This window comes from Pedococcus sp., assembly GCF_036554925.1.
In the GTDB taxonomy this organism is placed as follows: domain Bacteria; phylum Actinomycetota; class Actinomycetes; order Actinomycetales; family Dermatophilaceae; genus Pedococcus_A.
Genome location: NZ_DATBMI010000168.1, coordinates 12,202 through 30,216 on the forward strand (window position 1 = coordinate 12,202; position 18,015 = coordinate 30,216).

General features: G+C 72.5%; 20 protein-coding genes. 1 reads left to right on the forward strand and 19 read right to left on the reverse strand.

The genetic code is table 11. From position 1 onward, the window contains the following. Positions 1–8 precede the first annotated feature (8 nt). The 11 genes from cobA to VIB11_RS13340 all read right to left on the reverse strand — a co-directional run bounded on the left by cobA (position 9) and on the right by VIB11_RS13340 (position 10,964). Entirely contained in the window at positions 9–1,298 is a 1,290-nt protein-coding gene (gene cobA / locus VIB11_RS13290; protein ID WP_332031712.1) for a uroporphyrinogen-III C-methyltransferase, read from the reverse strand. After that, entirely contained in the window at positions 1,298–2,644 is a 1,347-nt protein-coding gene (locus tag VIB11_RS13295) for a sulfate adenylyltransferase subunit 1 (RefSeq protein ID WP_332031713.1), read from the reverse strand. Before VIB11_RS13295 ends, cobA begins: the two co-directional genes overlap by 1 nt. Further along, positions 2,644–3,594 carry a sulfate adenylyltransferase subunit CysD gene (gene cysD / locus VIB11_RS13300; protein ID WP_332031714.1) on the reverse strand — a complete coding sequence of 317 codons (951 nt, stop codon included), beginning with the start codon at positions 3,592–3,594 and terminating at the stop codon, positions 2,644–2,646. Before cysD ends, VIB11_RS13295 begins: the two co-directional genes overlap by 1 nt. Continuing rightward, the gene (locus VIB11_RS13305; protein WP_332031715.1) at positions 3,591–4,346 is read right to left on the reverse strand and encodes a phosphoadenylyl-sulfate reductase; all 756 of its coding nucleotides are present in this window, start codon (positions 4,344–4,346) and stop codon (positions 3,591–3,593) included. The genes cysD and VIB11_RS13305 overlap by 4 nt, the downstream gene beginning before the upstream one ends. After that, a complete protein-coding gene (locus tag VIB11_RS13310; RefSeq protein ID WP_332031716.1) occupies positions 4,343–4,540 on the reverse strand; it encodes a hypothetical protein in 198 nt (65 codons plus the stop codon). Before VIB11_RS13310 ends, VIB11_RS13305 begins: the two co-directional genes overlap by 4 nt. After that, positions 4,537–6,234: a nitrite/sulfite reductase gene (locus tag VIB11_RS13315; RefSeq protein ID WP_332031717.1), complete on the reverse strand. Its 1,698-nt coding sequence runs from the start codon at positions 6,232–6,234 to the stop codon at positions 4,537–4,539. Before VIB11_RS13315 ends, VIB11_RS13310 begins: the two co-directional genes overlap by 4 nt. 171 nt (positions 6,235–6,405) lie before the next feature. After that, positions 6,406–7,203 (reverse strand): ABC transporter permease, encoded by a 798-nt coding sequence (locus VIB11_RS13320; RefSeq protein WP_332031718.1) that lies wholly within the window; start codon positions 7,201–7,203, stop codon positions 6,406–6,408. Next, positions 7,193–8,152 carry an ABC transporter ATP-binding protein gene (locus VIB11_RS13325; protein WP_332031719.1) on the reverse strand — a complete coding sequence of 320 codons (960 nt, stop codon included), beginning with the start codon at positions 8,150–8,152 and terminating at the stop codon, positions 7,193–7,195. Before VIB11_RS13325 ends, VIB11_RS13320 begins: the two co-directional genes overlap by 11 nt. Beyond that, positions 8,149–8,733 (reverse strand): TetR/AcrR family transcriptional regulator, encoded by a 585-nt coding sequence (locus VIB11_RS13330; RefSeq protein WP_332031720.1) that lies wholly within the window; start codon positions 8,731–8,733, stop codon positions 8,149–8,151. The genes VIB11_RS13325 and VIB11_RS13330 overlap by 4 nt, the downstream gene beginning before the upstream one ends. 106 nt (positions 8,734–8,839) lie before the next feature. Continuing rightward, positions 8,840–9,310, reverse strand: a complete 471-nt coding sequence (locus VIB11_RS13335; RefSeq protein WP_332031721.1) for a hypothetical protein — start codon at positions 9,308–9,310, stop codon at positions 8,840–8,842. Positions 9,311–9,362: 52 nt separating this feature from the next. Further along, on the reverse strand, positions 9,363–10,964 hold the full coding sequence (locus tag VIB11_RS13340; protein ID WP_332031722.1) for an ABC-F family ATP-binding cassette domain-containing protein: 1,602 nt from the start codon (positions 10,962–10,964) through the stop codon (positions 9,363–9,365). Between the two features lie 162 nt (positions 10,965–11,126). Here VIB11_RS13340 and ypfJ point away from each other — a divergent pair, with 162 nt between their 5' ends. After that, complete coding sequence (ypfJ, locus tag VIB11_RS13345) at positions 11,127–12,038, forward strand: KPN_02809 family neutral zinc metallopeptidase (protein WP_332031723.1); 912 nt, start codon at positions 11,127–11,129, stop codon at positions 12,036–12,038. A 16-nt stretch (positions 12,039–12,054) separates the two neighbouring features. Here the strand turns inward: ypfJ and VIB11_RS13350 are convergent, their stop codons facing one another. The 8 genes from VIB11_RS13350 to sufB form a co-directional block, all read right to left on the reverse strand. After that, entirely contained in the window at positions 12,055–12,624 is a 570-nt protein-coding gene (locus VIB11_RS13350; RefSeq protein ID WP_332031724.1) for an acVLRF1 family peptidyl-tRNA hydrolase, read from the reverse strand. A 13-nt stretch (positions 12,625–12,637) separates the two neighbouring features. Further along, complete coding sequence (locus tag VIB11_RS13355; RefSeq protein WP_332031725.1) at positions 12,638–12,976, reverse strand: metal-sulfur cluster assembly factor; 339 nt, start codon at positions 12,974–12,976, stop codon at positions 12,638–12,640. After that, positions 12,973–13,437: a Fe-S cluster assembly sulfur transfer protein SufU gene (sufU, locus tag VIB11_RS13360; protein WP_332031726.1), complete on the reverse strand. Its 465-nt coding sequence runs from the start codon at positions 13,435–13,437 to the stop codon at positions 12,973–12,975. The genes VIB11_RS13355 and sufU overlap by 4 nt, the downstream gene beginning before the upstream one ends. After that, complete coding sequence (locus VIB11_RS13365; protein WP_332031727.1) at positions 13,437–14,720, reverse strand: SufS family cysteine desulfurase; 1,284 nt, start codon at positions 14,718–14,720, stop codon at positions 13,437–13,439. Before VIB11_RS13365 ends, sufU begins: the two co-directional genes overlap by 1 nt. 52 nt (positions 14,721–14,772) lie before the next feature. Next, on the reverse strand, positions 14,773–15,531 hold the full coding sequence (gene sufC, locus VIB11_RS13370) for a Fe-S cluster assembly ATPase SufC (protein ID WP_332031728.1): 759 nt from the start codon (positions 15,529–15,531) through the stop codon (positions 14,773–14,775). A gap of 5 nt (positions 15,532–15,536) precedes the next feature. Continuing rightward, entirely contained in the window at positions 15,537–15,908 is a 372-nt protein-coding gene (locus tag VIB11_RS13375) for a non-heme iron oxygenase ferredoxin subunit (RefSeq protein WP_332031729.1), read from the reverse strand. Beyond that, positions 15,905–17,104 carry a Fe-S cluster assembly protein SufD gene (gene sufD / locus VIB11_RS13380; RefSeq protein WP_332031730.1) on the reverse strand — a complete coding sequence of 400 codons (1,200 nt, stop codon included), beginning with the start codon at positions 17,102–17,104 and terminating at the stop codon, positions 15,905–15,907. The genes VIB11_RS13375 and sufD overlap by 4 nt, the downstream gene beginning before the upstream one ends. Beyond that, a partial coding sequence (gene sufB, locus VIB11_RS13385; protein ID WP_332031731.1) for a Fe-S cluster assembly protein SufB occupies positions 17,104–18,015 on the reverse strand: 912 nt, incomplete at its 5' end. The genes sufB and sufD, both read right to left, overlap by 1 nt.

Here is an 18,015-nt window from a genome sequence, read left to right on the forward strand (position 1 = left end):
CGGTGAGGCTAGCCGTGCAGGTCGCCGAGCTGCTCGCGCACCCGGACCACGTCACCCACCACGACGATCGCGGGTGGTCGGACCCCGGCGGCCTCGGCGTCCTGCGCCGCGCGGGCCAGTGTGGTCACCGTCGTGCGCTGGGCAGCGGTCCACCCGGACTCGACCAGCGCCACCGGGGTGTCGGCGGGGCGGCCGGCGCGGACCAGCCCTGCAGCGGTGTCGGCGAGGCGCGAGACGCCCATGAGCAGGACGAGGGTGGCGTCGGCAGGGGCGTCCTTCAGGGCGGCCGTCATGACCTCGGAGCCCTCGTGGGCGGACGCGACGACGAAGGAGGCCGTGATGCCGCGGTGGGTGACCGGGATCCCCGCGGCGGCGGGGACGGACACTGCGGACGTGACACCCGGCACCACCTCGACGGGCACGCCGTGGGCGGCACAGTGCAGCGCCTCCTCTCCCCCACGGCCGAGGACGAAGGGGTCGCCGCCCTTGAGCCGCACCACGTTCCGGCCCGCGAGGGCGTGCTCCACGAGGAGCTCGTTGATGCGGTCCTGGCCGACGGGGTGGTTGCCGGCCGTCTTGCCGACGTCGACGACCTCGACGTCGGCGGCCAGGGTGGCCAGCAGGCCGCGCGGCCCCAGCCGGTCGGCGACGACGACGTCGGCGGCCGCGAGCAGCGACCGGCCGCGGACCGTGATGAGGTCGTCGGCGCCGGGGCCGCCACCGACGAGGGCTACGCGACCCACCGCTGGAGTAGACCCGCCCTCGCGCGTCGACGTCCCGCTCGAGGTGTGGCGGACGCGGCGCACCGGCAGCGTGCCGCTGTCGAGGGCAGCGGCCACGGCGTCGCGCACCGCCACCGCCCGGCGGGGGTCGCCCCCGGCCGTCACGGCCACGGTGACACCGGCTGCCGGCCCGGACTCCGGACCGCGCGCCACCGCGGGCGTCCAGGCGCTGGAGGCGGAGGCGTCGTCGGCCCGCACGCACCAGACGCGGGCGGCGTCGGCGTGCGCCGCCACAGCGGCGTCGACGTCGCGGTCGCCGGTCGCGGTGTGCACGAGCCACGCCGGATCCGGGTCGACGAGGTCGCCGACGAGGTACTCGCGCTGGTGCCAGGCGACCCGGCCGTCGGCAAGCAGGTCCTGCAGGTCCTCGGCCACCCACGGGGAGATCACCTCGACGGCCGCACCGGCAGCGACGAGACCGGCCGCGCGCCGGGCCGCCACCGGACCACCGCCGACGACGACGGCGCGCTTCCCGCGCAGGTCGAGGCTCAGCGGGTAGGCGGCTGCGGCAGTCATCAGATGCCCTCGCCTGCGCTGCGGTCCGGCGCCTCGGCCATTCCGGCGGCGAGGGTGGAGCCATCGGACTCGTCGATGAGGAGGAAGGAGCCGGTGCGGCGCAGCTCGCGGTAGTCGTCGACGGCGACGTCCTCGGCCAGGCGCAGGCGAACGCGGCCGATCGCGTTGAGCGAGAGCCCATCTGGCGCGGCCTGCTGCTCCATCGTGGTGATGTCGAGCTGGTCGACGACGTCGTCCACGATGGCCCGCACGGTGCGCGTGCCGACCCGCAGGAGCACGCGGTCTCGCTGGCGCAGCGGGCTGTCCGACAGCACCGCCACCGTGCCGGTGAGCGAGCGCGTCAGCAGGCCGGAGGCGTCCGCGGCGGCGATGAGGTCCCCGCGTGAGATGTCGAGGTCGTCGGCGAGGCGCAGGACGACCGACTGCGGGGCGAAGGCCACGTCCAGCTCCTGCACCCCACCGTCGGCCCCGGCGCGGTCGATGCCCTCGACGGTGGTGCGCCGCCCCGACGGGAGGACGAGCACCTCGTCGCCCGGCCGGACCACGCCGGAGGCCAGCCGGCCGGCGTACCCGCGGTAGTCGGGGTGCTCCGGTGTGCGGGGCCGCACGACGTACTGGACCGGCAGGCGCAGCGCCTGGGTGTCCGGGCTGGTGCCCACGGGCACGGCCTCGAGGTGTTCGAGCAGGGTCGGGCCGGAGTACCACGCGGCGCGCTCGGAGCGGTCGACGATGTTGTCGCCGAGGAGCGCCGACACCGGCACGGCGACGACGTCGTCGATCCCGAAGCGCGCGGCGAGCTCCTCGAACTCGACGACGATGGCCTTGAACGCCGTCTCGTCCCAGTCGACGAGGTCCATCTTGTTGACCGCCAGGGCCACGTGGCGGACGCCGAGCAGCCCGGTGACCGCGAGGTGGCGGCGCGTCTGCTCCACCACACCGTGCCGCGCGTCGACCAGGATCAGTGCCAGCTCGGCGGTCGAGGCCCCGGTGACCATGTTGCGGGTGTACTGCACGTGGCCCGGGGTGTCGGCCAGGACGTAGGAGCGGGTGGCCGTGGAGAAGTAGCGGTAGGCCACGTCGATCGTGATGCCCTGCTCGCGCTCGGCGCGCAGGCCGTCGGTGAGCAGCGCGAGGTCGGCGGCCTCGAGACCGCGGTCGCGGCTGACCCGCTCGACCGCGTCGAGCTGGTCGGCGAGCACCGACTTCGTGTCGTAGAGCAACCGGCCGACGAGGGTCGACTTGCCGTCGTCGACGCTGCCCGCCGTGGCCAGGCGCAGCAGGTCGTGGCGGGGCGAGGGCACGTCGTCGAGGACGGTGGCCGCAGGCGCGTGGTCGGTGATCGTCATCAGAAGTAGCCCTGTCGCTTGCGGTCTTCCATCGCTGCCTCGGAGAGGCGGTCGTCCGCGCGGGTGGCCCCGCGCTCGGTGAGCCGGCTGGCGCCGACCTCGCGGATCACGGCGGCGACGTCCGTGGCGTCGGAGTCGACGGCACCGGTGCAGCTCATGTCACCGACGGTCCGGTAGCGCACCAGCCGCGTCTCCACGGTCTCGTTCGGCCCGGGGCCGCCCCACTCCCCCGCGGTGAGCCACATCCCGTCGCGCGCGAACACCTCACGGTCGTGGGCGTAGTAGATCTCCGGCAGCGCGATGCCCTCGCGCTCGATGTAGCGCCAGACGTCGAGCTCGGTCCAGTTCGACAGCGGGAAGACGCGGACGTGCTCGCCCGGGGCGTGCTTGCCGTTGTAGAGGTCCCAGAGCTCGGGGCGCTGGCGCCGCGGGTCCCACGCGCCGAAGGCGTCGCGGAGGCTGAAGACCCGCTCCTTGGCGCGGGCCTTCTCCTCGTCGCGGCGACCGCCACCGAAGACCGCGTCGAAGCGGTTGGCCTCGATGGCGTCGAGCAGCGGAACGGTCTGCAGCGGGTTGCGGGTGCCGTCGGGACGCTCGCGGAGCCGCCCGTCGTCGATGTAGTCCTGCACGCTCGCGACCACGAGCCGCACCCCCAGCCGCTCCACGGTGGCGTCGCGGTACTCGAGCACCTCCGGGAAGTTGTGGCCGGTGTCCACGTGCAGCAGCGAGAACGGCAGCGGCGCCGGGGCGAACGCCTTGAGCGCCAGGTGCAGCATGACCACGGAGTCCTTGCCGCCGGAGAACAGGATCACCGGCCGCTCGAACTCGCCGGCCACCTCGCGGAAGATGTGGATGGCCTCCGACTCGAGGTGGTCGAGGTGGTCGAGGGTGTACTGCCCCGGCAGCGCCTGCTCGGCGGCGCGGCCATCGGTCAGCGTCGTCGTGCTCATGTGTGCAGCCCGCATTCTGTCTTGTTCTTCCCGGTCCATCGGCCGGCCCTGGCGTCCTCACCCTCGGCGACCGGGCGCGTGCACGGCGCGCACCCGATGGAGGCGTAGCCCTCCGCCCGCAGGGGGTTGAGGAACACGTCGTGCTCCTTGACGTAGCGGTCGACATCGTCCTGTGCCCACCCGGCCAGCGGGTTAACTTTCGCCATCCGGCGGGTGTCGTCCCACCCCACGACACCGATGTCGGTGCGGGTGGGGGCGTCCTCCCGGCGCATGCCGGTCACCCACGCCTCGCGCCCCTCCAGCGCCCGGTTGAGGGGCTCCACCTTGCGCAGGGCACAGCAGCGGTCGGGGTCGCTGTCGTGGAGCCGGGCGCCGTGCTCGGCGTCCTGCTCGGGCACCGTCAGCAGCGGCAGGACGGTCCGGATCCGGAGCGGCAGCATCGCCTGGTAGGCGTCACGGGTGCCGAGGGTCTCCGCGAAGTGGTACCCCGTGTCGAGGAAGAACACGTCGGCCCCCGTGAGGGTCGTGCCGACGAGGTGGACGAGCACCTCGTCGCCCATGGACGACGCGACCGTGAGGTGCTCGCCGAACGTCTCCGCGGCCCAGCGCAGGGCCGCGCGCGCGAGCTCCACCCTGCCCTCGTATGCCGCGTGTGCGGGGTCCGCCTCGAGGGCCGCGAAGTGGGCGGCCGCCTCCTCGGCGATGGTCCGGAGCTCCAGGCCGGTGCGGGTGCCGGTGAGGGTCGTGCTCATGGAGTCCTCCTCTCGAGCGCGGCCTCCTCGGCGAGGCGGCCGGGGATCTGGGCCGTGTCGACCGTCACCAGGTCGACGGTGAAGACGCGGGCGCAGGCCTGGCAGGCCCAGGCGCCGGCCGGCTCGGCCACAGGACGCAGGTCCTCCTCGGCGCAGAACGGGCAGTGGAAGATGGCGGTGCTCGCGCGGCTCACCGGAGGTCCTCCTCGTCGGCGCGGCGGGCCCAGGAGGCGAACGCCTCGCCGGGCTCGCGCTGGTCGAGGTACCGGCCGGCCAGGCGCTCGACGTAGTCGGGCAGGTCCTCGGCACGGACCTTCAGGGCCCGGGTCTTGCGGGCCAGGGCGGGGTCACTGCCGAGGCTCCCCCCGAGGTGCACCTGGAAGACCTCGACGAGCTCGCCGTCGTCGCCCTTCTGCACCATGCCCTTCAGGCCGACGTCGGCGACCTGGGTGCGGGCGCACGAGTTGGGGCAGCCGTTGACGTGGATGGAGAACGGGGCGTCGAAGTCGGGCAGGCGGCGCTCGAGCTCCGCGACGACGGTCCGCGCACGGGCCTTGGTCTCGACGAGGGCGAGCTTGCAGAACTCGATCCCGGTGCAGGCCATGACCCCTCGGCGCCACTCGCTGGGCGCGCTCGGCAGGCCCAGGGCCTCCAGCCCGTCGGTGAGGTCCGCCACCTCCGAACGGGGAACGTCGAGGACGAGCAGCTTCTGCTGCGCCGTCAGGCGTACGCGACCGGAGCCGTGGCGCCGCGCCAGCTCCGCCACGGCATCCAGCGTGGTGCCGCTCACCCGGCCCGCGACCGGGGCGACGCCGACCCAGAACCGCCCGTCCTGCTGGGGATGGACGCCGACGTGGTCGCGGCGGTGCTCCGGCGGGGCCTGCGGGGCGGGTCCGTCGACGAGGGCGCGGCCGAGGTACTCCTTCTCGAGCACGTCGCGGAACCGCTCGGGGCCCCAGTCCGCCATGAGGAACTTCAACCGGGCGCGGTTGCGCAGCCGGCGGTAGCCGTGGTCGCGGAAGATCGAGACGACGCCCTTCCACACCTCGGGCACCTCCTCGAGGCTGACCCACGCTCCGAGGCGCTGGGCGAACATCGGGTTCGTCGACAGGCCGCCGCCCACCCACACGTCGAATCCGGGGCCGAAGTCTGGGTGGCGCACGCCGACGAACGAGATGTCGTTGACCTCGTGGGCGACGTCGAGGCTGGGCGAGCCGGAGATCGCGGTCTTGAACTTGCGCGGCAGGTTCGAGAACTCGGGGCTGCCGATGTGGCGCTCGAGGATCTCGCGCACCGCCGGGGTGCCGTCGACGACCTCGTCGGCGGCGATGCCGGCCACCGGCGAGCCCAGGATGACGCGCGGGGTGTCCCCGCAGGCCTCGGCGGTGGTCAGGCCCACGGCCTCCAGGCGGTCCCAGATCTCCGGGACGTCCTCGATGCGGATCCAGTGCAGCTGGATGTTCTGCCGGTCGCTGATGTCCGCCGTGTCGCGCGCGAACTCGGTGCTGATGCCGGCGACGGCGCGCAGCTGCTCGGTGCTGAGGGCGCCCCCGTCGCTGCGGACCCGGAGCATGAAGTACTGGTCGTCGAGGTCGGCGGGGTCGAGGGTGGCGGTCTGGCCGCCGTCGATGCCGGGCTTGCGCTGGGTGTAGAGGCCCCACCAGCGCATGCGGCCGCGCAGGTCGTCGCCGGGGATCGAGTCGAAGCCCTGCTTGGCGTAGACCTGCTCGATGCGGGCGCGGACGTTGAGGCCGTCGTCGGCCTGCTTGAACTCCTCGTTCGGGTTGAGCGGCGTGCGGTCGCCGTCGGCCCACGCCCCGGTGGCCTTGCCGGCCTGCCGGTGGGGCCGGGCGGCCGGGGCGCTGCGGGGCGTCGTCTCGACTGACACGGGGCGGGTCCTGTCCGTTTGGGTCCGAATGGTCTCCAGTGTGCAGGCATCATGTTATGCGATCCATAACTGTCCATTATTCGACCGCAAAGCACACTGACTTGGTAGGACTGGAGCCGCCTGTCCCCACCCGCGCGGGCCCCGCCCGCAGGGGCAGCCGCGGCGGATGGGTCACGCCTGGGCGCCCTGGTCGGCGCGCTCCCACCAGACTGCCGTCGCTCCCCCGGCCCCCACCGCCACGACCACGACCATCAGCACCCCGACTGCCCCCGGCTGCGGCTGCTCCGGACCCCCGGCTCCGGCGATCAAGGACGGCACCGACCACGGGAACCAGGCTCCGTACCCGATGACGGCCACGACCTGGGCGACGAGGACGGTGAGGAACAGGACCCCGACAGCGGGCAGGTATCCCCGTCCCGCACTGGCCGCCAGCCCGTACACCGACACCAGCGCGGACGTCAGCGCTCCGGCGAGCAGCAGCACACCCGCACCCGTGAGGGCCGTGCGCCCCGACCAGCCCGGCAGCCCCAGCGCTGCACCGAGGGCAAGGACGAGGCCGAGCAGCAGCACGGTGAGCGCGAGGCACCACACCAGCCCGACCACGTGCTTGGCGACGACGATGGCCGTGCGCGAGGTCGGCAGCGCGAGAAGGTCCTTGGCCGTGTGCTCCGCGAACTCCCGCCCGAACAGCCAGATGTCGATGATCCCGAAGACGATGAGCCCACCGACCGCGACGACCTGCGCAGCCAGCGAGAGGTAGCCGGCCCAGTCGGCGGTGGCGGAGCCGAGCTGGGCCTTGTCCCCCAGCAGGCCCATCGAGCGGGCTCGCTCGGGGTTCTGGAGCACGAACATGAAGAAGGCCGAGACCAGGGCGGCGAGCGTGATCGCCCCCACCGTGACCCACGGCAACCTCGAGCGGAGTGCCTTGAGGGACTCCGCCCGCAGGGCCGCCCGCAGCTCATCCCACATCGCGCGGCGCCTCGCCGACGGGGGCGGGTGACCCGACCAACCGCAGGAAGTAGTCCTCGAGGCCCTCCTCGACGACGGTGAGCCGGGTGGGCGGGGTGCCGCCGTGCACCAACGCCGTCGCCACGGCATCCGGATGCGCCACGGCCCAGTCGTCGTCGAGCCGAAGGGCGCCGCCATCACGGCGGGCGGTCATCCCCGCGCTCGACAGAACGGCCTCCGCACGGCCGTCGTCGCACGTGCTGACCTCCAGGTCGCGGTGGACGCGGCGGGACAGCTCCGAGGCGTCGAACTCGTCGACGAGGCGCCCCTCGTGCAGCACGCCGATCCGGGTGGCCAACCGGGCGACCTCGCCGAGCACGTGGCTGGAGAGCAGGACGGTCGCGCCGTGGTCGCGCGCCAGGCCCGACAGGAGGCCCCTCACCTCGACCACGCCTGCGGGGTCGAGGCCGTTGACCGGCTCGTCGAGCACGAGGAGCGACGGCCTGTGCAGCATGGCCTTGGCCAGGCCCAGGCGTTGCAGGTTGCCCAGCGAGAGAGTCCTGGCCCGCCTGCCGGCGTAGGCCGCGAGGCCGAAGAGCTCGATGGCCTCGTCGACCACGGCACGCCGGGGCAGCCGGCGCAGCGCCCGGACCACCTCCAGGTTCTCGCGCACGGTCAGGTCGGGGTAGGCCGAGGCCGTCTCCACCAGGTACCCCACACTCGCCCACACGGTGCGGTCCCGCGTGGACCGCCCCAGCACCTCCACCGAGCCTGCTGTCGGCCGCACCATGCCCAGCACGAGCCGGATCAGCGTCGTCTTCCCCGCACCGTTGAGGCCGAGCAGTGCGTAGATGTCACCCGCCCCGACCGCGAGCGAGACGCGGTCCAGCGCCCGCACGGCCCCGTAGTCCTTCGAGGCACCCCCCAGCCTGACGACGGCGCTGGACCTCGAGGCTGCCGACGGAGTCATCGCCGTGGTGTGCGCGCCACACCGCCGAGTGCGGCCAGCGCCTCATCGACATGCTGCGGCAGGTCACCGCCGAGGCGCACCCACCGCTCGACCGCCACCTCGAGCGCGGCGGCGCACGCCGCGGCGGCAACCTCCACCGACACGTCGTCCGGGCGGGTACCCGCACGCTCGGCCAGCGCCTCGGCGAGGTGCGCGACGAGGCTGGCGCCCTGCTCACGGGAGCGGGCTCTGAGCGCCGGCACCGAGAGGATCAGCCGGGTACGGAGGCGGATCTGCTCGAGGTCGGCGTCGTACACCGCAGCCATGGCCTCGGACACCCCGCGGCGCACGGCCGTGAGGGCGCTCTCACGGGCGGGACGGCTTCGAACTGCCTCCGCGACCAGGGGGTCGTAGACGTCCTGGAGGACGATGTCCTCCTTGGTCGGGAAGTAGCGGAACAGCGTCGCGGTGGAGACGTCGGCCGCGGCCGCGATCTGCTCGCAGGTCGTCGCGGAGTAGCCCTGCTCCGCGACCAGGCGCAGGGCCTCGCGCTGGATCGCCTCGCGGGTCCGCTGCTTCTTGCGCTCCCTCAGCTGGGTCATCGCGCCGCCTGGGTAAGAGTGAGTACCACTTGATAGTAACTCTCAAATTCAGGGAGTCAAGGTATCCGCGAGCGCGCGCGCGTGGCCGGGCATCCGTGCCGGGGGCTCAGGTCCGGCCGTCGTCGACGGCGATGCCGTCGACCGGGGTGCCCGGCGGGAGGTGCCTGATCTGGCGGTGGACCTGACCGGCGACGTTCAGCCCCACGACGACGTCGACCACCTGCAGGCTCGCGGCGTCCATGGGGCCACCCAGCACTGGCGGCACCGGGAAGTCGTACATCTGGTCCGGCCCCGGCACCACATCGCGCTCGGCCGCGGCGAACGCCAGGCCTGCGAGCAGGTACGTGTCGCGACCCTCGGGAGTCGAGGTGGCGGCCCGGAACTCGTCGATGCTCCCCCATGGCCGGGTCAGGGTGCCCTCGAGGACGTCCAGCCACCAGATGCCGTCCACGGCGACGAAGAACAGGTCGCCGAACAGCGAGGCGAAGACCGGCTCCTTGCCCTCGAGGTCCATCCACTGCCAGGCCTCGAGCGCTTGGGCGTACTGCTCGGCCGTGAGCGCGCGGATGAGCTCCATACGAGGAACCCTAGACCGGGCCACGCCGCGCGGAGCGCGACGACGGCGACCGTCAGGCCAGCGCGATGAGGTCGCGGTAGTCCGGGCCCCAGAGGTCCTCGACGCCGTCGGGGAGCAGGAGGATGCGCTCCGGCTCGAGCGCGTCGACCGCCCCCTCGTCGTGCGTGACGAGGACGACGGCACCCTTGTAGGTCCGCAGGGCGCCGAGGATCTCCTCGCGCGAGGCGGGGTCGAGGTTGTTGGTGGGCTCGTCGAGCAGGAGGACGTTGGCCGAGGAGACCACGAGCATCGCGAGGGACAGCCGGGTCTTCTCCCCACCGGACAGCACGCCCGCGGGCTTGTCGACGTCGTCGCCGCTGAAGAGGAACGAGCCGAGCACCTTGCGCACCTCGGTCTCACCGAAGCTGTCCGGCGCGGCCGACTTCATGTTCTCCAGCACCGTGCGCGAGACGTCGAGGTTCTCGTGCTCCTGGGCGTAGTACCCCATCCGCAGGCCGTGGCCCGGCTCGACCTGACCCGTGTCGGGGGCGTCGACGCCGGCCAGCATCCGCAGCAGGGTCGTCTTGCCGGCGCCGTTGAGACCGAGGACGACGACGCGCGAGCCGCGGTCGATGGCCAGGTCCACGTCGGTGAAGACCTCCTGCGAGCCGTACGACCGGGAGAGCCCCGTCGCACGCAGCGGCGTCCTCCCGCAGGGCGCAGGGTCCGGGAAGCGGAGCTTGGCCACCTTGTCGGTGACCCGCTCCCCCTCGACACCGGCGAGCATGCGCTCCGCCCGGCGCATCATGTTCTGGGCGGCGACGGCCTTGGTGGCCTTGGCCCGCATCTTCTCGGCCTGCTCCATCAGTGCCGCCGCCTTCTTCTGGGCGTTGGCCAGCTCCCGCTTGCGCCGCCGCTCGTCGGTCTCGCGCTGCTGGAGGTAGGCCTTCCAGCCGACGTTGTAGAGGTCGAGCTCGGAGCGGTTCGCGTCGAGGTGGAACACCCTGTTCACCACGGCGTCGAGCAGCTCGACGTCGTGGCTGATGACCACGAGCCCACCCTTGTAGCCCTTGAGGTAGTCGCGCAGCCAGGTGATCGAGTCGGCGTCGAGGTGGTTGGTCGGCTCGTCGAGGAGCAGGGTCTCCGCGCCGGAGAACAGGATTCGCGACAGCTCGACCCTCCGCCGCTGCCCACCCGAGAGGGTCGACAGTGGCTGGCCGAGCACCCGCTCGTCCAGCGCCAGCGCTGAGGCGATGGACGCCGCCTCGGACTCCGCGGCATACCCACCGCGAGTCGTGAACTCCCCCTCGAGCCGCGCGTAGCGGCGCATGGCCCGCTCGCGGGTGTCGTCGTCGCCGTCGGCCATCTCCGCCTCGGCGGCGCGCATGCCGGTGATGATCCGGTCGAGACCACGCGCCGAGAGGATGCGGTCGCGCGCCAGGACCTGCAGGTCCCCGGTGCGTGGGTCCTGCGGCAGGTAGCCGACCTCGCCGGAGCTGGTCACACTCCCCGCCGCCGGCTGGCCCTGGCCGGCGATGACCTTGGTGAGCGTGGTCTTCCCGGCACCGTTGCGGCCGACGAGACCGACACGGTCCCCGGCGGCGATGCGGAAGGTCGCGTTGTCGAGCAGCAGGCGCGAACCCGCGCGCAGCTCGATCCCGCTGGCGGCGATCACTGTTGGACTCCAGACGTGTTTCGGGGGTGCCCCGCTGGGACGCGGGCTCTTCGGCTCCGGGCCGCCCGGTGGGGCTTGCGGGCGCGCCGCTCACGGGCTGGGTCAGTAGTCTACGAGAGCCAGCCCGACCGGCTGGCCACACCCGTGCCTGCCGGAGGTCCGATGAGCTTCAACGAGGATGTCCAGCTCGACACCTCACAGGTCGAGTCGGGCGGCCGGGGCGGCGGCCCCGGCGGCATGGTGGTCGGCGGCGGCCTCGGCGGCATCATCCTGCTGGTCATCGCCCTCATCTTCGGCATCAACCCCGGCGACCTGCCCGGCACGGGCACCGACCCGGGTGGCAGCGGTCAGGTCGAGGCCGGCGGCGAGCAGAGCGGCGACGCCTTCCCCGAGTGCAAGACGGGCGCCGACGCCAACCGCAACGTCGAGTGCCGGGTCATCGGCACCGTGAACTCCGTGCAGGCGTACTGGGCGTCCGAGCTGCCCCGCTACGGCAAGGAGTACCCGCCGGCCACGACCGTGCTCTACAAGGGCGCGACGCAGTCGGGCTGCGGCACGGCCTCCAACCAGGTCGGGCCCTTCTACTGCCCGCTGGACCAGAAGATCTACATCGACGCGGACTTCTTCTCGGTCCTCGAGTCGCAGTTCGGTGCCGACGACGGCGCGCTGGCGCAGGAGTACGTCGTGGCCCACGAGTACGGCCACCACCTGCAGAACGTCCTCGGGCTCCTCGACCGCGCCCAGCAGGACCCGCAGGGGCCCGAGAGCGGTGGGGTCCGCGTCGAGCTGATGGCCGACTGCCTCGCGGGCGTCTGGGCGCACCATGCCGCCACCACCAAGGACAAGAGCGGGAGGACCTTTCTCAAGCCGCTGACCCGGGCGGACATCCAGTCCGCGCTCTCGGCCGCCGCGGCCGTGGGCGACGACCGGATCCAGGAGAAGACCCAGGGGCGGGTCAGCCCCGAGTCGTGGACCCACGGCTCGGCCGAGGCGCGGCAGCAGTGGTTCCTCACGGGCTACCAGCGGGGCGACCTCAACGCCTGCGACACCTTCGCCGTCGACTCGGTCAGCTGACCCGGACGCCGGCGCCTCAGGCGGCGGGCTCGTCCAGGTCGATCCAGACGGCCCGGCCGCGGCGCAGCGCCTCCCGGAGCACCGGCAGCCGCGGGTCGGGCAGGTCGTAGAGCTCGCGCCGGGGCAGACCGCCGAGGTGCGCCAGGCGGGGGTCGGCGAGCACGTCCCGCACCAGCGCCCGGTCACCCCCCACGACGAGACCAGCCGGTGTGCCGCGCGGCAGGATCCGCAGCGCGTGCTCGGCGACGGAGCGCGCGAGCTCGTCGGCCTGGTTGCCCCGGCGCCGGGCGAAACGCTGCTGCGACCACCCACCCGCCGCGGTGCGCGACTGGACGTACCGCGTCCCGCACTTGTGCTCGGCGAGCCGCCCCGAGGACGCCAGCCCCACGGCATACCCGCCCCGGCGGACGAGCACGAGGCCGATGGGGTCGGCGGGGAACGGTGTGCACACGGCCGTCGCGCCGTCACCGCCGACGGCGCGGACGACGGCGCCCTCCAGGGTGCGGAGGGCGCCGTCGTGGCGTGCGGCGAAGCCGTCGAGCCAGCGCTCGAGCCGCTCGGGGTCGACCTCGATCCGCCGGCTCACCGCGCTGGGCCGGTCAGAGGTTGAAGCCGAGGGCTCGCAGCTGCTCGCGGCCGTCGTCGGTGATCTTGTCCGGGCCCCACGGCGGCATCCAGACCCAGTTCACGCGGTAGGAGGACACCAGGCCCTCGAGCGCCTGCGCGGTCTGGTCCTCGATGACGTCGGTCAGCGGGCAGGCCGCGCTGGTGAGGGTCATGTCGATGACGGCGTGGTTCTGGGCGTCGACGGTGATGCCGTAGACGAGGCCGAGGTCGACGACGTTGATGCCGAGCTCGGGGTCGACGACGTCCCGCATGGCCTCCTCCACGTCGGCGACGTTGGAGGGCAGCTGCTGGGTCGGGGCGGACTCGCTCATCGGGTCTCTCCTTCTGCTGGCAGGTCGATGCCTGTGCGGTTCAACGCGTCGGTGAAGGCCATCCATCCCAGGAGGGCACATTTCACGCGCGCGGGGTACTTGGCGACTCCGGCGAGGGCCACACCGTCGCCGATGGCCTCCTCGTCGCCGGGATCCTCGCCCCGGGAGGTCAGCATCGCGCGCATGGCGGCGTGGGTCGCCAGCGCCTCCGCGACGGTGTGGCCGATGACCTCCTCGGCGAGGACGGAGGTCGACGCGGTCGAGATCGAGCAGCCGAGGGCGTCGTACGAGACGTCGCGCACCACCGCCTCGGGGCCGGCGCCCTCGAGGTGGACGCGCAGCGTGACCTCGTCGCCGCACGTCGGGTTGACATGGTGCACCTCGGCCTCGAAGGGCTCGCGCAGGCCGGCGTGCCGGGGGCGCTTGGAGTGCTCGAGGATGAGCTCCTGGTAGAGGTCCATCAGCTGGCCACCCCGAACACCGCGGGGACGCGGTCGAGCGCAGCGAGCAGCGCCTCCACCTCGTCGAGCGTGTTGTAGGCCGCGAAGCTGGCCCGCGCGGTCGCCGTCGCCCGGAAGCGGCGGTGCAGCGGCCAGGCACAGTGGTGCCCGACCCGCACCGCGATGCCCGCGTCGTCGAGGACCTGGCCCACGTCGTGGGCGTGGACCTCGTCGGCCACGAAGGAGACCGCACCGACGCGGTCGACGGTGTCGGTCGGCCCGACGACCCGCACCCACGACCGCTCCGCCAGCCCCGCGAGCAGGGCTTCGGTGAGGGCGTGGTCGTGGGCGGCGATGCGGTGCATGCCGAGCTCGTCGAGGTAGTCGATCGCCGCGGCGAGGCCGACCGCCTGCATGGCGTTCGGCGAGCCTGCCTCGAACCGCTGCGGCGGCGGGGCGTACGTGCTGCCCTCCATCCGCACGGTCTCGATCATCGAGCCCCCGGTGATGAACGGCGGCATCTGCTCGAGCAGCTCGCGCCGGCCCCAGAGGACACCGACCCCGGTGGGGCCGAACATCTTGTGGCCGGAGAACGCCGCGAGGTCGATCCCGAGCTCGGCGACGTCGAGCGGCAGGTGCGGCGCAGCCTGGCAGGCGTCGAGCACGGTGAGCGCACCCACCGCGCGGGCGGCGTCGGCCAGCTCGCGGACCGGGTTGACGGTGCCCAGGACGTTCGAGACGTGCGTGAACGCGACGACCTTGGTCCGCTCGGTGAGGAGGCCGCCGAGGTCGCCGAGGTCCAGGCGGCCCTCGTCGGTCACGCCGAGCCACCGCAGCGTCGCGCCCGTGCGCCGTGCCAGCTCCTGCCACGGCACGAGGTTGGCGTGGTGCTCCATCTCGGTGACGAGCACCTCGTCGCCCTCACGGAGGTCCAGGCGGGGGTCCTTGGGCTGGCCTGCCACGGAGTTCGAGAACGCGTAGGCCGCGAGGTTGAGCGACTCGGTGGCGTTCTTGGTGAAGACCACCTCGTCGGCCCGCCCGCCCACGAACGAGGCCACACGGGCACGGGCGCCCTCGAAGCGGTCCGTGGCCTCCTCGGAGAGCTGGTGCGCCCCGCGGTGCACCGCGGCGTTGGCCTCCTCGGCGAAGGCGCGCTCGGCGTCGAGTGCCCGCGACACCCGGTGCGAGGTGGCACCGGAGTCGAGGTAGACCAGCGGCTTCCCGTCGCGCACGGTGCGCGACAGGATCGGGAAGTCGGCCCGGATCCGGGCCGACTCCCCCGCGCTGAACGGCGCTGCGGTCATCGGGGTCGCTCTCGTCAGCTCGTGTGGTGGTCTCGCGCCGGGCTCGGCGCGGTCAGGCCTTGGCGGCCAGGTAGCGGTCGTAGCCCTCGGCCTCGAGGCGGTCGGCGAGCTCCGGGCCGCCCTCCTCGACGATCGTGCCGTCGACGAACACGTGCACGAAGTCCGGCGTGATGTAGCGCAGGATCCGCGTGTAGTGCGTGATCAGCAGGACGCCGACGTCCGTGCTCTCCTTGGCGCGGTTGACCCCCTCGGAGACGACGCGCAGGGCGTCGACGTCGAGGCCGGAGTCGGTCTCGTCGAGGACGGCGACCTTCGGCTTGAGCAGCTCCATCTGGAGGATCTCGTGGCGCTTCTTCTCGCCGCCGGAGAAACCCTCGTTGACGTTGCGCTCGGCGAACGCCGGGTCCATGCGCAGGTGGCCCATGGCCTCCTTGACGTCCTTGACCCAGGTGCGCAGCTTCGGGGCCTCGCCGTCGATGGCGGTCTTGGCGGTGCGCAGGAAGTTCGAGACGGTCACGCCGGGGACCTCGACGGGGTACTGCATCGCGAGGAAGAGCCCGGCGCGGGCGCGCTCGTCGACGCTCATCGCGAGGACGTCCTCGCCGTCGAGCGTGACGGTCCCGCCGGTGATCGTGTACTTCGGGTGGCCGGCGATGGAGTACGCCAGGGTCGACTTGCCGGAGCCGTTCGGGCCCATGATGGCGTGCGTCTCGCCGGACTTCACGGTGAGGTCGACGCCGCGCAGGATCTCCTTGACGCCGTTCTCGGTGTCGACGGTGACGGTCAGGCCGCGGATTTCCAGGGTGGACATAGGTTTCAGCTCTCCAGGTTCTTCTGGCCGGGAACGGCGACGTAGACGTCGTCACCGTCGATCTTGACGGGGTAGACAGCGACGGGGACGGTGGCCGGCGGCCCGGACGGCTCGCCGGTGGCGAGGTCGAACCGGGACCCGTGCAGCCAGCACTCGAGGGTGCAGCCCTCGAGCTCGCCCTCCGAGAGGGACACGTTGGCGTGGGTGCAGGTGTCGTTGACCGCGTGCACGTGGCCGTCCTCGTCGCGGGCGATCGCGACGATGGTGCCGTTCACGTCGGCGGCGGCGACGCCCACCTCAGGCAGCTCGTCGAGCCGGCAGACGCGGACGAAGTCCTCGTCGGTCAGCTCCTGCACGGCGGTGTTCTCGGCCGTCATGCAGCACCCTCGGCGGCCTCGATGCCCTCGAGCTCGGCGTCGAGGGCGGCCATCAGGTGCTCCTGCACCTCGGGCACGCCGATGCGCTGCACGATGCTGGCGAAGAAGCCCCGCACGACCAGGCGGCGGGCGACGTCCTCCGGGATGCCCCGGGCCTGCAGGTAGAACAGCTGCTCGTCGTCGAAGCGGCCGGTCGCCGAGGCGTGGCCGGCGCCGACGATCTCGCCGGTCTCGATCTCGAGGTTCGGCACGGAGTCGGCCCGCGCCCCGTCGGTGAGGACGAGGTTGCGGTTGAGCTCGTAGGTGTCGGTGCCCTCCGCGCTGGCGCGGATCAGGACGTCGCCCACCCAGACGGTGTGCGCGCTCTCGCCCTGGAGGGCGCCCTTGTACTCGACGTTGGAGGTGCAGTGCGCCGCCTCGTGGTCGACGAACAGGCGGTGCTCCTGGTGCTGCCCGGCGTCGGCGAAGTAGACGCCGAGGCCCTCGAAGGACCCACCCGGCCCGGCGTAGCGCGCGTTCGTCGAGACGCGCACGATCTCGCCGCCGAGGGTGACGACGATGTGCTTGAGGTGGGCGTCGCGGCCGACCAGCGCGTCGTGCTGGGCCACGTGGATCGCGTCGTCGTCCCACTCCTGGACGCTGACCACGGTCAGGTCCGCGCCGTCGCCCACCCGGATCTCCACGCCTGCGTTGTGCTGGGCCGTGCCAGAGTGCTGGAGGACGACGGTCGCGCGGCTGTGCCGACCGGCCTCGATGACGGTGTGGCCGTTGCCTCGGCCGGCGCCGGTGCCCTTGAGGCGCACGAGGACGGGGCGGTCCAGCTCGGCCTCCTTGGGGATGCCGATGTAGAGGGCCCGCTCGGTCCCCGCCCAGGCGGTCACCGCGGCGCGGTCCGCCGGGCGGAAGGCGCTGCCGACGCGTTCGTCGTCCATGGCCAGGCTGAGGCCCTCGACGCCCTCGGGCGCCTCGGTCTCGACCACGACGGCACCGTCGGCGCTGCGCTCGTCGGAGAACAGGCCCGAGAGCCGGTCGACGGGGGTGAAGCGCCACTCCTCCTCGCGGCCACCGGGGACGGGGAAGTCCGCCACGGCGTACGAGGTCCTGCGCTCCGCGCGCGACTGGTCCGGGACCATCGTGTCGGCGGAGTGGGTGTGCGCCCCCTCGGTCGGACGGGGCTTGTCTGCCAGAAGGCTCATCAGCCGACGGCTCCTTCCATCTGCAGCTCGATCAGGCGGTTCAGCTCGAGGGCGTACTCCATGGGCAGCTCGCGCGCGATGGGCTCGACGAACCCGCGCACGATCATCGCCATGGCCTCCTCCTCGGTGAGGCCGCGGGACATCAGGTAGAACAGCTGGTCCTCGGAGACCTTCGACACGGTCGCCTCGTGGCCCATCTTCACGTCGTCCTCGCGGATGTCGACGTACGGATAGGTGTCGGAGCGGCTGATGGTGTCGACCAGCAACGCGTCGCAGACCACCGAGCTCTTCGAGCCGTGGGCGCCCTCGAGGATCTGCACCAGGCCGCGGTAGGAGGTGCGGCCGCCACCACGGGCCACCGACTTCGACACGATGGTCGAGGAGGTGTTCGGGGCGGCGTGGACCATCTTGGAGCCGGCGTCCTGGTGCTGGCCCTCGCCCGCGAAGGCGATCGACAGCGTCTCACCCTTGGCGTGCTCGCCGAGGAGGAACACGGCCGGGTACTTCATGGTGACCTTGGAGCCGATGTTGCCGTCGATCCACTCCATCGTCGCGCCCTCGGCGGCGGTCGCCCGCTTGGTGACGAGGTTGTAGACGTTGTTCGACCAGTTCTGGATGGTGGTGTACCGCACGCGGGCGTTCTTCTTCACGACGATCTCGACGACCGCGGAGTGCAGCGAGTCGGACTTGTAGATCGGTGCGGTGCAGCCCTCGACGTAGTGCACGTAGGACCCCTCGTCGGCGATGATGAGGGTCCGCTCGAACTGGCCCATGTTCTCGGTGTTGATCCGGAAGTAGGCCTGCAGCGGGATGTCGACGTGGACGCCCGGCGGGACGTAGATGAACGAGCCGCCCGACCAGACCGCGGTGTTCAGCGAGGCGAACTTGTTGTCGCCGGCCGGGATCACCGA

What these genes read in the sequence shown, in the direction of transcription:
- cobA (WP_332031712.1), bottom strand. Translation starts at nt 1,298, where the DNA reads ATGACTGCCGCAGCCGCCTACCCGCTGAGCCTCGACCTGCGCGGGAAG.
- VIB11_RS13295 (WP_332031713.1), bottom strand. Translation starts at nt 2,644, where the DNA reads ATGACGATCACCGACCACGCGCCTGCGGCCACCGTCCTCGACGACGTG.
- cysD (WP_332031714.1), bottom strand. Translation starts at nt 3,594, where the DNA reads ATGAGCACGACGACGCTGACCGATGGCCGCGCCGCCGAGCAGGCGCTG.
- VIB11_RS13305 (WP_332031715.1), bottom strand. Translation starts at nt 4,346, where the DNA reads ATGAGCACGACCCTCACCGGCACCCGCACCGGCCTGGAGCTCCGGACC.
- VIB11_RS13320 (WP_332031718.1), bottom strand. Translation starts at nt 7,203, where the DNA reads ATGTGGGATGAGCTGCGGGCGGCCCTGCGGGCGGAGTCCCTCAAGGCA.
- VIB11_RS13325 (WP_332031719.1), bottom strand. Translation starts at nt 8,152, where the DNA reads ATGACTCCGTCGGCAGCCTCGAGGTCCAGCGCCGTCGTCAGGCTGGGG.
- VIB11_RS13330 (WP_332031720.1), bottom strand. Translation starts at nt 8,733, where the DNA reads ATGACCCAGCTGAGGGAGCGCAAGAAGCAGCGGACCCGCGAGGCGATC.
- VIB11_RS13335 (WP_332031721.1), bottom strand. Translation starts at nt 9,310, where the DNA reads ATGGAGCTCATCCGCGCGCTCACGGCCGAGCAGTACGCCCAAGCGCTC.
- ypfJ (WP_332031723.1), top strand. Translation starts at nt 11,127, where the DNA reads ATGAGCTTCAACGAGGATGTCCAGCTCGACACCTCACAGGTCGAGTCG.
- VIB11_RS13355 (WP_332031725.1), bottom strand. Translation starts at nt 12,976, where the DNA reads ATGAGCGAGTCCGCCCCGACCCAGCAGCTGCCCTCCAACGTCGCCGAC.
- sufU (WP_332031726.1), bottom strand. Translation starts at nt 13,437, where the DNA reads ATGGACCTCTACCAGGAGCTCATCCTCGAGCACTCCAAGCGCCCCCGG.
- VIB11_RS13365 (WP_332031727.1), bottom strand. Translation starts at nt 14,720, where the DNA reads ATGACCGCAGCGCCGTTCAGCGCGGGGGAGTCGGCCCGGATCCGGGCC.
- sufC (WP_332031728.1), bottom strand. Translation starts at nt 15,531, where the DNA reads ATGTCCACCCTGGAAATCCGCGGCCTGACCGTCACCGTCGACACCGAG.
- VIB11_RS13375 (WP_332031729.1), bottom strand. Translation starts at nt 15,908, where the DNA reads ATGACGGCCGAGAACACCGCCGTGCAGGAGCTGACCGACGAGGACTTC.
- sufD (WP_332031730.1), bottom strand. Translation starts at nt 17,104, where the DNA reads ATGAGCCTTCTGGCAGACAAGCCCCGTCCGACCGAGGGGGCGCACACC.